Origin of the sequence: Alteribacillus sp. HJP-4 (genome assembly GCF_042139015.1) — a bacterium.
In the GTDB taxonomy this organism is placed as follows: Bacteria; Bacillota; Bacilli; order Bacillales; family Marinococcaceae; genus JBHIKY01.
The window spans coordinates 46,682-60,174 of the sequence record NZ_JBHIKY010000023.1; the positions used below are offsets into that span (position 1 = coordinate 46,682).

Annotated in this window: 12 protein-coding genes; 1 reads left to right on the forward strand and 11 read right to left on the reverse strand. The window is 45.3% G+C overall.

What is annotated here, in order from left to right; all coding sequences use genetic code 11:
* The first annotated feature begins 43 nt into the window (after nucleotides 1-43).
* Entirely contained in the window at nucleotides 44-376 is a 333-nt protein-coding gene (locus ACE4RR_RS17215; protein WP_375536679.1) for a hypothetical protein, read from the forward strand.
* Nucleotides 377-419: 43 nt separating this feature from the next.
* Here ACE4RR_RS17215 and ACE4RR_RS17220 read toward each other — a convergent pair whose 3' ends face one another.
* From ACE4RR_RS17220 to ACE4RR_RS17270, 11 genes are all read right to left on the reverse strand, one after another.
* A complete protein-coding gene (locus tag ACE4RR_RS17220) occupies nucleotides 420-2,828 on the reverse strand; it encodes an AAA family ATPase (protein WP_375536680.1) in 2,409 nt (802 codons plus the stop codon).
* 148 nt (nucleotides 2,829-2,976) lie between these two features.
* The gene (locus ACE4RR_RS17225) at nucleotides 2,977-4,164 is read right to left on the reverse strand and encodes an acetate/propionate family kinase (RefSeq protein ID WP_375536681.1); all 1,188 of its coding nucleotides are present in this window, start codon (nucleotides 4,162-4,164) and stop codon (nucleotides 2,977-2,979) included.
* A gap of 108 nt (nucleotides 4,165-4,272) precedes the next feature.
* The gene (locus tag ACE4RR_RS17230; RefSeq protein ID WP_375536682.1) at nucleotides 4,273-5,271 is read right to left on the reverse strand and encodes a class I SAM-dependent methyltransferase; all 999 of its coding nucleotides are present in this window, start codon (nucleotides 5,269-5,271) and stop codon (nucleotides 4,273-4,275) included.
* A 387-nt stretch (nucleotides 5,272-5,658) separates the two neighbouring features.
* Nucleotides 5,659-6,159 carry a thiol peroxidase gene (gene tpx, locus ACE4RR_RS17235; RefSeq protein WP_375536683.1) on the reverse strand — a complete coding sequence of 167 codons (501 nt, stop codon included), beginning with the start codon at nucleotides 6,157-6,159 and terminating at the stop codon, nucleotides 5,659-5,661.
* Between the two features lie 200 nt (nucleotides 6,160-6,359).
* Nucleotides 6,360-6,776, reverse strand: a complete 417-nt coding sequence (ytfJ, locus tag ACE4RR_RS17240) for a GerW family sporulation protein (protein WP_375536684.1) — start codon at nucleotides 6,774-6,776, stop codon at nucleotides 6,360-6,362.
* Nucleotides 6,776-7,456 carry a DUF2953 domain-containing protein gene (locus ACE4RR_RS17245; RefSeq protein ID WP_375536685.1) on the reverse strand — a complete coding sequence of 227 codons (681 nt, stop codon included), beginning with the start codon at nucleotides 7,454-7,456 and terminating at the stop codon, nucleotides 6,776-6,778. Before ACE4RR_RS17245 ends, ytfJ begins: the two co-directional genes overlap by 1 nt.
* A 111-nt stretch (nucleotides 7,457-7,567) precedes the next feature.
* On the reverse strand, nucleotides 7,568-8,140 hold the full coding sequence (locus tag ACE4RR_RS17250) for an RDD family protein (protein WP_375536686.1): 573 nt from the start codon (nucleotides 8,138-8,140) through the stop codon (nucleotides 7,568-7,570).
* An 11-nt stretch (nucleotides 8,141-8,151) separates the two neighbouring features.
* Complete coding sequence (sppA, locus tag ACE4RR_RS17255) at nucleotides 8,152-9,153, reverse strand: signal peptide peptidase SppA (protein WP_375536687.1); 1,002 nt, start codon at nucleotides 9,151-9,153, stop codon at nucleotides 8,152-8,154.
* Between the two features lie 2 nt (nucleotides 9,154-9,155).
* Nucleotides 9,156-10,757, reverse strand: coding sequence for an amidohydrolase (locus ACE4RR_RS17260; protein WP_375536688.1), 1,602 nt, complete (start codon nucleotides 10,755-10,757; stop codon nucleotides 9,156-9,158).
* A 58-nt stretch (nucleotides 10,758-10,815) separates the two neighbouring features.
* The gene (thiI, locus tag ACE4RR_RS17265; protein ID WP_375536689.1) at nucleotides 10,816-12,027 is read right to left on the reverse strand and encodes a tRNA uracil 4-sulfurtransferase ThiI; all 1,212 of its coding nucleotides are present in this window, start codon (nucleotides 12,025-12,027) and stop codon (nucleotides 10,816-10,818) included.
* Nucleotides 12,011-13,177 carry a cysteine desulfurase family protein gene (locus ACE4RR_RS17270; RefSeq protein WP_375536690.1) on the reverse strand — a complete coding sequence of 389 codons (1,167 nt, stop codon included), beginning with the start codon at nucleotides 13,175-13,177 and terminating at the stop codon, nucleotides 12,011-12,013. Before ACE4RR_RS17270 ends, thiI begins: the two co-directional genes overlap by 17 nt.
* Nucleotides 13,178-13,493: the final 316 nt, after the last annotated feature.

Here is a 13,493-nt window from a genome sequence, read left to right on the forward strand (position 1 = left end):
GCTTGATAGAATAGTAGGAAATACACGTACTAGGAGGATGCAGATGGGATACACGTTTCAGCCGGATGGAAGGCTCGGCATTCTGCTGCCTGCGCTTGAAATGGCCTGGCACGAATACGAACCAGCCGACCAATACGCCATATTAGAAAAATGGGAATGCATCCGCGGCAGAATACCTGATCGGATTGCGGAGATTGAGGAGAAAATAAATACGAAGCAGGCCCGCCTGAATATAGAGGAGAATTTCGAAACAAGCTGCCGGTTAAACTCAGAAATTGCAGAGCTTGCTTCTATTATTAATGATCTTTGGATCTGGTACCGAACACGGCCCGATGTGACGGACTGTGAACCTGTCATTAATACAGCGGATGTATAAGAAAACAGCAGGAGAGCTTACTATGAAGCTTTCCCGCTGTTATTTATTCCTTATTTTCTAATAAATGACGCTGGGAGCGAATCATTTTCAAAATACGTGTCTGCGCTTTTCCGTATACAGTATCCTCTGGATACAATCCTTCTTCGTTTGCCACTCCTGCTTTTATACCCGTCAGGATTTCAATCCCTTCTTTAATCGTTGAGACTGCCCAGACATGAAATTGGCCTGATGTTACTGCTTCAAGTACTTCATTGCGAAGCATGAGGTTCTTGACATTTTGAACTGGTATAATCACGCCCTGCCTTCCTGTGAGCCCTCTCTGCCGGCACACATAAAAGAAACCTTCGATTTTTTCATTAACACCGCCAATCGGCTGAATATCACCGAATTGATTTACAGAGCCGGTAGCTGCAATCTCCTGGTGAATCGGCACCTGGCCAAGGGATGACAGCAGAGCATAGAGCTCGGTACTCGATGCACTGTCACCGTCCACCATGTTATACGACTGCTCAAAGGTAATGCTCGCTGCAAGAGGGAGGGGGTAATCCTGGGCGAATTCCGCCTGAAGGTATCCAGACAATATATGAAGCCCTTTCGTGTGAATTGCTCCGGTTAACAAAGATTCACGGTCGATATTAACAATTCCCTTCCGTCCTACGAACGTTCTTGCGGTGACACGTGTTGGATGCCCAAAAGAGTAGTCCCCTGTCGACAATACGACGAGAGCATTAATTTGGCCGGTTGCCTTTCCCTCTGTTGAAATCATTATCGTACCGTCTTCAATAGATTCATACAGCCGCTGCTCCACCTTGTCCGACCGGTGAAAACGTTCCTTTAAGGCATGACTTACCTGTTCTTCTCTTATAAATGGATGGTTATTTTTTTCTGCCCAGTAATTGGCTTCAATTAATATTTCCGTGACTTCATGAAAGCGGGTGGACAGCTTTCTTTTATCGCTGACAAGACGGGTACTGTAATCCACGACCTTTGCCAGTGCCCCTTTCGTTAAGTGCCTCAGCTTTTCTTTCTTACAAAAAGAAGCAACAAAGGCAGCATACTGCAGTTGATGTTCATGGCTTCTTTCCATATGAGTGTCAAAGTCGACTTTTACCTTAAAGAGTTTTTTAAAATCTCCATCAGCATGAAAAAGCATTTGATACAAATGAGGCGTTCCAATTAAAATTATTTTCACCTGAAGAGGGATCGGTTCTGGTTTAATTACACTTTTCGTAAAAATGCCGGCATCATCGTAAGGATTTTCCATGCGGATCATTCCAGATTTGAGAACCTGCTTTAAAACTTTCCATGAATATGGATGCGTCAGCAGCTCAGCAGCATGCAGTATAATATATCCTCCATTGGCCCGCTGAAGCGTGCCCGGCTTCATCATAGAAAAATCAGTGACCATCGATCCAAAGGTGGTTTTGTAATCAACTTGTCCAAACAAGTTTGCATAGGAAGGATGGTTCTCATGAATGACAGGAGCTCCCGTTGTCTCCCCGTGATCAATAAATACATTCACCCGGTAGCGCCGCTTGTCATCACGGGGATTTTCATGGAGCAGATTAGATAGTTCATCTTCCTCGCTTTCTTTTTTTGGAACGAACTGCTTCCAATGATGTATGACGTCCTGCTCAAGCTCGTTAAAATATGTCAGGACTTCCGGGTAGTGATTGTAATCTTCTTTTACTACGGAGATGAAGCCGTGAATGGCATGATGAACCATCTGCTCCTCTGCTTTTCGCAGCTGCTTGCGGAGCGTTCGTTTCGTAGATTGCTGCTGGCGCAGTACTTCGTTTACATCTCTTGTTAGCTGTTTACTTTTTTTCATAATGTCCCGTCGTTTGGTCTCAGGCAGTTCTGCAAAGGAGTCGTCACTGTGTGGATTATTCTTCTCATCAAGCGGAATCGCCATGACACCCTGCTTGGTCCGCTCAATAGTAAAGTGCTGCTGATAGGCAGTTTCTTCAAGCTCTTTCCATTTTCTTTTCATATCCTCATCATGCTGCTGAGCCATTTCCACTTTCTTTCTCTCAAAAGGTCGGCCGGTAAGTACTTTCTCAATTTCTTCTTCAATATCATGCATAACTTCCTCAACGTCTTTGGCAAAGTCTGAACCCTTGCCAGCCGGAAAGGAGAGAGCCACAGGATGATCCGGCGACTGAAAATTATAAACGAACACCCAGTCCGGAGGCACCTGTTTCGTTTTTGCAATCTCGTTTGCTTTTCGGATGGCATATGTCGTCTTGCCGGTGCCGCTTGGGCCGGCCAGAAACAAGTGGTAGCTTTCGTTATGAACGTTTAAACCGAAATCCATGGCGCGGACGGCGCGCTCCTGACCGATAATGCCTTCTTCCCAATTATGTATTTCTGCGGTCGTTTCAAATGGAAATTCATCCGGTTTGCAGCGTACTGCAAGTTGATCTACATCGATTCTGCATGCGCGTTTCATAAAGGCTCCTCTCTTATTATGTATATGTATTGGTTTGACAGGAGAAATGCTTCCTTCATACTTATTTATTTCGTGATATTATCATATATCCCTTTTTTAAAGACTACAAAAAAACTCCTTCCATTTGATTGGGAGGAGTTTCATACTATTATTGGCTGAGACGGACAGTGTCCCGGGCCAGCATGACTTCTTCGTTCGTCGGAACCACAAGAACTTTTACCTTAGAGTCATCGCGGCTGATACACGCTTCCCTGCCGCGCAGGTTATTTTTTTCTTCATCAAGGTGAATACCCATAAATTCTAAACCACTGAGTGATTTTTTACGAACTGCTGAACTGTTTTCGCCGACTCCGGCTGTAAAGACAACCGCATCGATGCCGTTCATTGTTGCGGCGTATGCTCCGATATATTTATGAATCCTGGTAGTGAAAATATTTAGAGCCGTCTGAGCCTGGGTGTTGCCGGCGATTGCCTGTTCTTCAATATCACGAAGGTCACTTGAGAACTCACTCAGTCCAAGCATTCCGCTTTCTTTATTCAAAATATTGATAACTTCCTCAGCTGATTTTCCTGTTTTTCCCATAAGAAATGGAATTAGTGCCGGGTCAACATTTCCAGAACGGGTACCCATTGTAATACCTGCGAGCGGAGTAAAGCCCATAGATGTATCGATAGAACGCCCTCTGTCTACCGCGGTAATGCTCGCACCATTTCCGATGTGGCAGGAAATAATTTTTAAGTCCTGTGGTTTTTTCTTCAGCAGAACAGCGGCCCGCTCACTTACATATTTGTGAGACGTGCCGTGAAAGCCGTACTTCCGAATGCCGTAGGTTGTGTAATATTCATATGGAAGGCTGTAGAGATATTTTTCCTTCGGCATTGTTTGATGGAAGGCCGTATCGAATACAGCTACCGCAGGAACATTAGGAAGAATCTCCTGAAATGCTTTGATACCTACGAGGTTGGCAGGGTTGTGCAGCGGGGCCAGCTCGCTTACTTCTTCAATGGCAGCTAAGACTTCATCCGTAATCAGGACAGAGTCCGAAAATTTCTCGCCTCCATGAACCACGCGGTGGCCGATTCCTTCAATTTCATCAAGAGACTTAATAATGTTGTGGGACGTTAACGCGTCGAGTAATTTCTTAACAGCTTCTTCATGATCCGGGATAGGAAGTGTCACAGTGTGCTTCTCCCCGCCCACTTCAATAGTCAGCTGTGGGCCATCAAGACCAATTCTTTCCACGATTCCCTTAGTAATCACTTCCTCTGAGGGCATATGAAGAAGCTGAAACTTCAGAGAAGAGCTTCCAGCATTAATCGCCATGATTTTAGGCATGTTTTTTTCCTCTCCTTTTTTTGGGGGATGGGTGGGGGGGCCTGGCCCCGCCGAAAATTACACAATTCATTTTTATACGGCTGCGCTAATTTTCATCCGCTTCTCCGTTTAGGAGGAGAATCCCTGTTCGGTAAACCATTTATCGATTTGTCGGACCATATCAAGCATCGCTTCTTGCTTCGTAAAGGAAGGAAGCTCAGCGAGCAGTGCCTGCCGCGGCTGCACTGTGGCTTTTCCTTTTTTCTGGAGCATCCAGATGCTTTTTCCGAATTGCTCTGATTTAAACATTGTTGCTGGCAGCTGCAGAAGTCCGAGGGTGTTTGCCCGGTCTTTCATAAACGCATTCAACGCAGGAGCTTCATCGCTCTCAAACATAAAGTTTGGTATCAAAAGCACTAAAAACCCGCCTTCTTTCACATGGGCCAGACTTTTTTCCAGCATTAAATGATGGACAAACGATTTTCCTTCTTTTGCTTCCAGCTGAAAACCGGCAGCTACTTCATCCTTTGGGTAAAAACCAACGGGCAGATCTGAAACGACGACATCCACCTCAGGAGTAGCAAGGTGTTCGATACTGTCCTGGTGAAAGAGCTGCACCTCATGCTCCTGTAAGTTGGCCAGTACATAAGCCACCTTCAGCAGTGTCTCGTCCACCTCGGCGCCGTACGCGAGAATTTTATCTTCTCCGAGCTGATTTAATACTGCTGTCAACAGATTGGCTGTCCCTGCTGCCGGATCTAGCAGTGTACTGCCTTTTTCTTGGTTTGATGTCAATTTGCGGACGAGATAGCCGATAAACATTGCCACCGCATCGGGCGTCATTGCATGATGAGGCTGAACCTCCTCCTTCATTCCTTTAATGACTGCAAGCTGAAAAGCTTTTCTAATTTCTTCTCGTTTCATTTCTTCCGGAAGCTCCGTATGCATTTTGTCGAGAAGCCGTGATTTTTCCTCCTCCGGAAGGTCCTGAAGCACCGACTGCTGAAATATATTTTCTCCAGCTTCGGCAAGCGCCTCTAAATATGTCGCTTCTGTCTGCTTTTGAATGGATAAAGCCATTTCATCTATTAAAGTATAAAGCTTTTCGACTCCCGTGATAGGCTGCACGTGACATCGTCCTTTCCGCTTTTCTCTTCTCAATTTTTCATACGCAAGTATAGCAGAAAGGGCGTCTCCTGAAAAATATTAGCACCAGCAGCCTTACTTTTTTATTCGCATGATTGATATGTTTGCTATAATAAGGGTAAATTTTTCTAAATATTATGCAAAATAAAAAGTTGGTAAAAAAATGGTTGATTTTGCTTGCTGGTTTTTTAAACATATTTCCCATTTTGCAGTATTAGGGTGGATTGCAAATGTTTTATGGAAAAGATGGGAGAAACAGGCGGATCACAGCACGAAAGAAACCAGAAGAATATTACAATCCAAGAAACGATAACTAACTAATTAGCTGAATCCATATAAAAAAGCGCTCCGGAAAGAGCGCTTTTTGCTTTATTCAGCAGCCTTTGCTGCTTCTACTGCCGCTTCATAGTCAGGATGATTTGTCGCTTCTGACACATATTCCGCATACGTAATTTCGCCCTTGCTGTTCACCACAAAAATAGAACGGGCAAGAAGGCGGAGCTCTTTAATAGCCACACCGTAATTTTTTCCGAAGGACAAGTCGCGGTGGTCCGATAACACCTGGAGATTTTCGATCCCGGCACCAGCGCACCATCTTTTTTGGGCAAATGGAAGATCAACGCTGATAGTCAGCACTTCTACATTATCAAGTTTTTCGGCTTCTTCATTAAACCGGCGGGTCTGCTGGTCGCAGACACCTGTATCAATGGAAGGAACCACACTGATCAGACGTACTTTCCCATCATAATCACTTAGCTTTACTTCTGATAGATCATTCGCAAGCACAGTAAAATCCGGGGCTTTATCTCCTGGTTTTACTTCATTGCCTAGAAGTGTTACCGAGTTTTCTTTGAACGTAATAGATGCCATCATTAGCCTCCTAGTTATCTTAATATGTACACTTTTATCGTACGCTTTTATTCCATGCTTTTCAAATGATTCAAAAACGAGTTCGTAAGCCTGGGTGGTGCGAATACCACGCCAAACTCAAAACGCCAGCCTGCAGAGGAATATTGATTTATAGAAAGATCAACAAAAAATAAAAAGGACCCGAAGTCGAGTCCTAATTGTTAAATTGGCGGTGTGTCATATGGTTTCTTTTCTGCATCCGTGCCCCTCAGCATATGCTGAATTTTTTCTACGACCTGAGGAGTTAATTCCATTAGTTTTTCTACGATATGAGTATTTTCATCGAGATGAACCATTTTCACGCCGCTGCCGTTCACTATGAGAAATGCGATTGGAGTGATGGAAACACCGCCCCCGCTTCCGCCTCCGAAGGGATGCTCTTCACCCGGAGATGTTTCTCCTTTTTTCAAAAATTCGCTTCCGCCGGCCGCAAAGCCGAAGCCGACTCTTGATACCGGGATGATCACGCTGCCATCCGGTGTTTCAACCGGGTCGCCGACGATCGTATTTACATCCACCATGGCTTTGAGGTTTTCCATCGCCGTCTTCATTAATCCCTGAATTGGATGGTCTGTCATCAGGATGCCTCCTTACTGTGATTGTCTGGCATTGATTGGCGCAATAGCTTGATAATATTTCCATTCATATGTCTTAGCAATCGAATTCCAGCATGGATAGCTTGCCCGAGACGAAAGCTAATTATACAGGAAAACAGCATCTCCAGTCCTTTGTTTTGAAATTCAGGCTGCACGGAGAATTCAGGCTTGCATGTCAGGTCTAGAATCTTGGAGGCTGTGGCTGCCACTGACATTTTCAGTGTCCAGATAACCCCGGCAGCCATTCCCGTGAGTGCCGCATCGGAGAGCCCGTACCTCGTATGCCACCTCATTTCGCGGACCTTTACTTTTTCTAAAAAGGATCTTACTGTCGGCAGGGCATTTTGAATGTGCTGCAGCCACATTTTCATGGTTTTCATTTGCTGCTTTATTTCTTCCGGTGTTTCTTCCACTGTCTTCTCCTCCGGCCCGGAGACAGAGGATGAAGTCTTTTCCTTAACGATAACGGAGGAAGTCTCTTCATCAATTTCAAGCATCGGAATGGTAATGTTTTTCTTAAAGATGTGCCATAGCGTGATCTTTACAGCCAGATCCTGATTCTTCTCCTGATAGGTAAAGAAAACCTGCACACGGACAGGTGTTAAAAATAGTATAAGAAGTACGAAAAAAATGATGATTGCTGTAATGACTATCCAGTTCATATGTACCGCTTCCTCATATTAGCTTTTATACAATGGACGCTCCTTTTCAGTATATCCACCTCTGACCAACACCAAACGAAAAACCGGAGAGGAAACCCCTCTCCGGTTAAATTATTTTGATGAATGAATAACACGCGTATCAGCAAATATATCGTGTATCCCTTGTTTTTGATCTGTAAAGCCGACCACCACGTACAAAATGTTAGTAACAATAAGGCTGCGGTAAATAAACCGGCCAACCACTTCGCGGAACAGTAAATCTGTCCAGCGCAGCGGAAGGGCATCCTTCCTTACGACTTTTAAACCGAGCAGCATTTTCCCCAATGTCTGACCAAAAAACTTTGTCATAAGCACAAAATAAACGTAGGCAGCAATCGATCCTGTAATCCCCTGCACTGTAAGTATCCCGGCAACCGAAATTGGACCGTCCGTGAGAAATAAAAATGGTGCTGTTAATAGACCGTTTACACTGAAGACGACAATCAGATCAATAATGTAAGCCCAAAACCGCATCCAAAAACCTGCGTAGCGGATTTCCTGATATCCTTCAGCCACTGCGGTGCCTGAAGCAGATGATGCTATAGGTTCCTTAGAAGGCTCGACGTCGCTCCGCTCTTCGCCAGGGTAATCATTTCGGGATGCTTCTACTTGTTCATTCTTACCTTCTTCATCCTTAAAATCCACAACAACACCTCCTAATCTCGATAAAGATACATGGCTCTCGGAGAATCAGATTCCATGAGAAGCTCTTTCAGCCCCAGCAATTCCGAATCTTTCACTATAAGACTTTTTGCAGACGTCCCTAAAAACTGATTGAAACTAAAGCTGGCGTTATATTGAACGACTGGTGCATCCCCCAGGTCTTCGTCTTTCTTCATGAATGCAATCGTATCCTCAATGCTGCCGAGATCGTCGACAAGATCGATTTCCTGGGCCTGTGTTCCGGTATAAACCCGTCCATCGCCAATATCACGGACATTTTCTTCTGACATATCTCGTCCTTCAGCAATCACATTGACAAAATCCCCGTACATCTCATCAACGATAGACTGAAGAATTTCCTCGTCTTCCTCTGTCATATCACGCGATCCGGACATGATGTCTTTAAATTCTCCACTTTTAATCGTATTGAATTCAAGTCCAAGCTCCTCAGCAAGCTCAGCATAATTTACACTTTCCATGATAACCCCGATAGAACCAGTAATTGTAGCCGGATGAGCGACAATACGATCCGCCGGAGTGGAAACGTAATAACCTCCGGAAGCTGCCGTGTTCCCCATTGATATGTAGACAGGCTTTTCCGTTTCCTCTTTTATTGTTTGAATGGCATCATGAATTTCTGCACTTTCTACAACTCCCCCGCCTGGTGTGTTGACGCGAAGAATGATTCCTCCAATATCTGAACGCTCACCGGAACGCTTCAGCATTTGAAGAAACTGCCTGTGGTTATACGATCCGGAACTCATAAAACCTGATGTATCTCCGGTATCCTGAATCACTCCTTCTAAGTTAAGTACCGCGATTTTTTCAGCACCGCTTCCTTCTTCCATGACCTGTTCTTCTATGCCATCCTCATTTGCTGAAGGCAGCAGACCCTCAAAGTTAGTTGCAGCAACATTTGCAACAACCTGGAATCCGACTGAGATAATCAGCAGCAGCCCAGCGATTCCTAAAGCAATCCATCTCTTTGCATTCATAGTTACTCTCCTTTACTGCCATTATGGTATTGATACTCTCCGTCAATAATTGTTCCGAGAACTTTCGCCTCTAATATCTGCTCCGGTTCTGTCTGTAAAATATCCCGGTCCAGCAGCGTAAAGTCAGCCCGAAATCCACGGCGGATCTGCCCTGACTCGTTTTCAGAACTGACTGCTTTGGCACTGCCGGTTGTATACAGAGAGACCGCTTCAAAAGCACTGAGCTTTTGTTCAGGTATATAACCTCCATGATCGGCACCGGACTCTCTTCTAGTTATAGCTGCATAGATACCAATTAACGGATCCACCGGTTCAATCGGCGCGTCTGAACTTCCGGCACAAATAACATCGTTATCCAGCAGAGTTTTCCACGCAAATGAATAGGCAAGCCGTTCATTTCCAAGCCGTTCTTCTACCCATGGAAAATCAGACAGAACAAACCCAGGCTGCAGATCAAGAATGACATTTAGACGGCGTAGTCTTTCTAGAAGATCCGGCCGGGCGATCTGGACATGAATAAATCGATCTCTTGTATGCGGAGGCGGGGGGTGAGCCTCCACTGCAGCAATTGCGTATTCAAGTGCAAGATCTCCTATCACATGGACAGCGACAGGCATTTGTCTTTCCCTGGCTTTTTTTACAAGAGAGACAAGTTCAGCCTTTGAATGAATAGCAACGCCGGATGTCTCAGGAGCATCATTATAAGGATGACTCAAAAGCGCCGTTCTCCCTCCAAGAGCACCGTCAGCAAAAATTTTCATCGCCCCGAAGGAAACATAATCATCCACTTTGCCATACGTATAGCCAAGGCGGTGCATGTCATCAACGACCTCATGATGAACAAGCAGATTTACCCTGAATTTTTTGCGTTCCGGTCCTATTACTTCCTGAAAGGTACGAAACGTTCTTTGAAATCCTCCATAATAGTTGAGATCCTCTGTATGGCCTCCTGTCAGGCCTTTTTCGAGCATACGCTCTACCGCAGTAGAAAGTGCAAGCTGAAGCTCACTGTCCTGAACAGGGGGCTGGACATCCCGGACAAGGTCCGCCGCCCGGTCCAGCAGATAACCGGTTGCTCTGCCATTTCGATCCCGGACAATTACACCGCCGGGGGGATCCGGTGTATCATCGCTGATACCCGCCCGTTCAAGGGCATTCGTGTTAGCCAGCGCCGCATGGCGGCAGATTCTTGTCAGCAGAAGCGGGCTTTCCGGTGCTATTTCATCCAGCTCGGTCCGATGAAATATCTTTCTGTCCGGAAAATTGTTCTCATTCCATCCATCGCCAATCAGCCACTCACCGGACTTTGTCTGTCTTGTTCGTTCTTCTAACAATCGTTTCATTTCCGCAGATGAGGTCACTTCCGACAAATCAAGACGAAGCATCGTTTCTCCAAGCCCAATCATATGTAAATGGCTGTCTGTAAACCCCGGGAACAAAACGCCTCCGTCTAGATCCTCCAGGCGGTCTATCTGATCGTGTTCTTTAAGATCCTTCAGCTTCCCTGCAGCTTTGATCCAGCCGTTATCTGTGATTATGGCTTCGACCGTCTCATCTTTCTCAGTCATCGTATATATAAGCCCGTTGTACCATAAAGTCGCCACGACGTTACCTCCGCCCTTCTTTAGTCACTACGAATTTAGTTCCCTTTCGTTTCAAAAATTAAAGCAGATCATCCATTTCTTTTTCATTTTTGTTCGACCCATCCAGTGTTACCATTTCAATATTTTGTAATGCCTCTTCGATAAATGGCTCAAAATCAAAAGCTTTTTCAAAACGAGATGCTTTTTCACGAGTTGGTTTTGTTACTGATTCAGGCGGCAGAAAAACCGTGCAGCAGTCATCATAAGGCAGAATCGATATCGGATATGTTCCGATTTTTTCCGCTATATCAATTACTTCGAGTTTGTCCATTGTGACGAGCGGACGAAGTATGGGACAGGTAGTAACTTCGTTTATCGCATGCATGCTCTCGAGTGTCTGTGAGGCGACCTGACCGAGACTTTCTCCGTTCACAATGGCCTTGGCCCTGCGCTCAGCAGTTAAACGATCAGTAATCCGCAGCATCATTCTCCGCATAATGGTCATCGTATAATTTGAATGAATGTTTTCATGAATAGCTTTCTGCAGGTTTGTAAAAGGAACAATATGCAGCCGCACCGGCCCTCCAAAGGCTGTCAGCAGATTAGCAAGATCTTCAACCTTTTTCCTTGCTCTTTCATTCGTATAGGGAGGACTGTGAAAATGAACAGCTTCTACCGTAGCACCGCGTTTCATCGTGAGATAGCCCGCTACCGGGCTGTCAATTCCTCCTGACAGCATCAGCATGACTTTCGCAGAAGTACCAACGGGAAGGCCTCCCGCTCCTTCCACACGGCCGCAGCTGATATATGTACCCTGCTCACGCACCTCCACACTCACTTCCACATCCGGTTGATGAACATCTACTGTGACGTTTTCGGTGTTTTTTAAAATGTGGGTACCTATGAGCGGGTTCAGGTCCCGTGTAGATATCGGAAAGTCTTTATAAGCACGTCTTGATTCAATTTTAAATGTGCTCTTTTTTCCTTCATGCTGTAAAAAAGCCTGAAGCGCGGTCTCTTTTATACTTTCTTCATTATTTTCTGCCTTCATGGCGAGACTAAAGGATGAAATACCAAAGACATTTTTTAATTTTTCAATGATCGGTGATTCTTGTTCCCCGTGAAGTTCAACCATAATACGTCCGTAGGTACGCTTTATTTTTACAGAAGGATGCTCCTTCAGGGCGTGCCGCACGTTTTCCTTTAATTTTTTTTCAAACTCATTTCGGTTTCTCCCTTTCAAGGCAAGCTCGCCGAATCTCACGAGAAGATGATCATATTTTATTTCCATGCTTGTTCGCTCCCATAACCTTTCTTAAATCAGGTACTATTTCTTTTAAAGCCTCTGTAAATCGCTGCATTTCATCGCGGCTCGTATCATAAGTCATACTGATTCTGATGGAGCTTTCGGCAAGCTCAGGTTCGCATCCTGCCGCAGTCAGCACCGGACTCGGTTCATTCAGCTTAGATGAACAGGCAGATTTCGTCGCAGCATACATTTCTTTTTTGGCTAAAGCTTGAATAACCACTTCCGGCTTCACTCCTGGAATTGAAAAATTTATAATGTGAGGGGCTGAACCGTCAGCAGGTGTATTCATCTTAACACCTTCGATTGTCTCGAGCTGATTCATTCCTTCTTCTTTTAATTGTTCCATCGTTTGAATGTCTTGTTTATAACGCTCCGCTGCCATGCGCAGCGCCTTTGCCATTGAAGCAGCACCCGCGGCATTTTCCGTCCCCGGTCGTGTGCCATCTTCCTGCAGGCCGCCGTGAAATAATGGAGAAAGCTTTATTCCTTTTCTTCTGTATAAAACTCCCATTCCCTTCAACCCATGAAATTTATGGGCTGATATTGTAAATAGATCGGGGCGTGCCCGGACCGGAGAAAATGGAACCTTTGCCACTCCCTGTACATGGTCGCTGTGAAAGATCACCTTAGGATATTTTCTCAGACGCTCTGCGATCTCTTCAACCGGTTGAATCGTGCCGATTTCGCTGTTGACATGAACCACAGAAACGAGTGTCGTATCAGGCCGGAGAGCTTTTTCCACCTCAGCCGGGTCGACGCGCCCGTTCCGGTCAACTGGCACCGTTGTGACGTCAAAGCCTTCCTTTTCAAGATGGCGGAAAACATTCTCTACAGATGGATGTTCAACAGCCGTCGTAATTAAATGTCTGCCTCTATTTTTCAACTGGAAGGCTGTTCCCTGAATGGCTAAATTGTTGCCTTCCGTGCCTCCACTTGTGAACAAAATTTCTTCCGGTGCCACATGCAGCAGTGAAGCGATAGATTCACGTGCTTTGCTCAGCAGTGTCTCTGCAGCGCTTCCTTCACTGTGGAGAGAGGACGGGTTGCCGAAATACTGCTCAGCCGCTTGAACATAGGACGTCAGAACCTCTGGCCAAGGGCGGGTGGTGGCGCTATTATCAAGGTATATCATAATAAATATCCCTTTCTGTGTACGTTACTTTTCCTGGGCATGCCAGGCAACAATCCATATTAACATATTTTCCATACTCCGGGAAAGACGGGGTCGGCTATCCACTCTGGAATACGGGTATAGAAAAACTTGGCCATTCGCCAGGTTCAGATGGCAATAGCCTCAGCAACAACCAGTTCTGCGGACACTGTGCTGTTAGTATGATTGGTAGACACCTCTATAACGGAATGGCATCATCATACCAAGGAGGGGTTCACATGGGTGAACAACGGCAACGTTATAGTGAAAAATTCAAAAAAGAAACGGTTCGATTTGT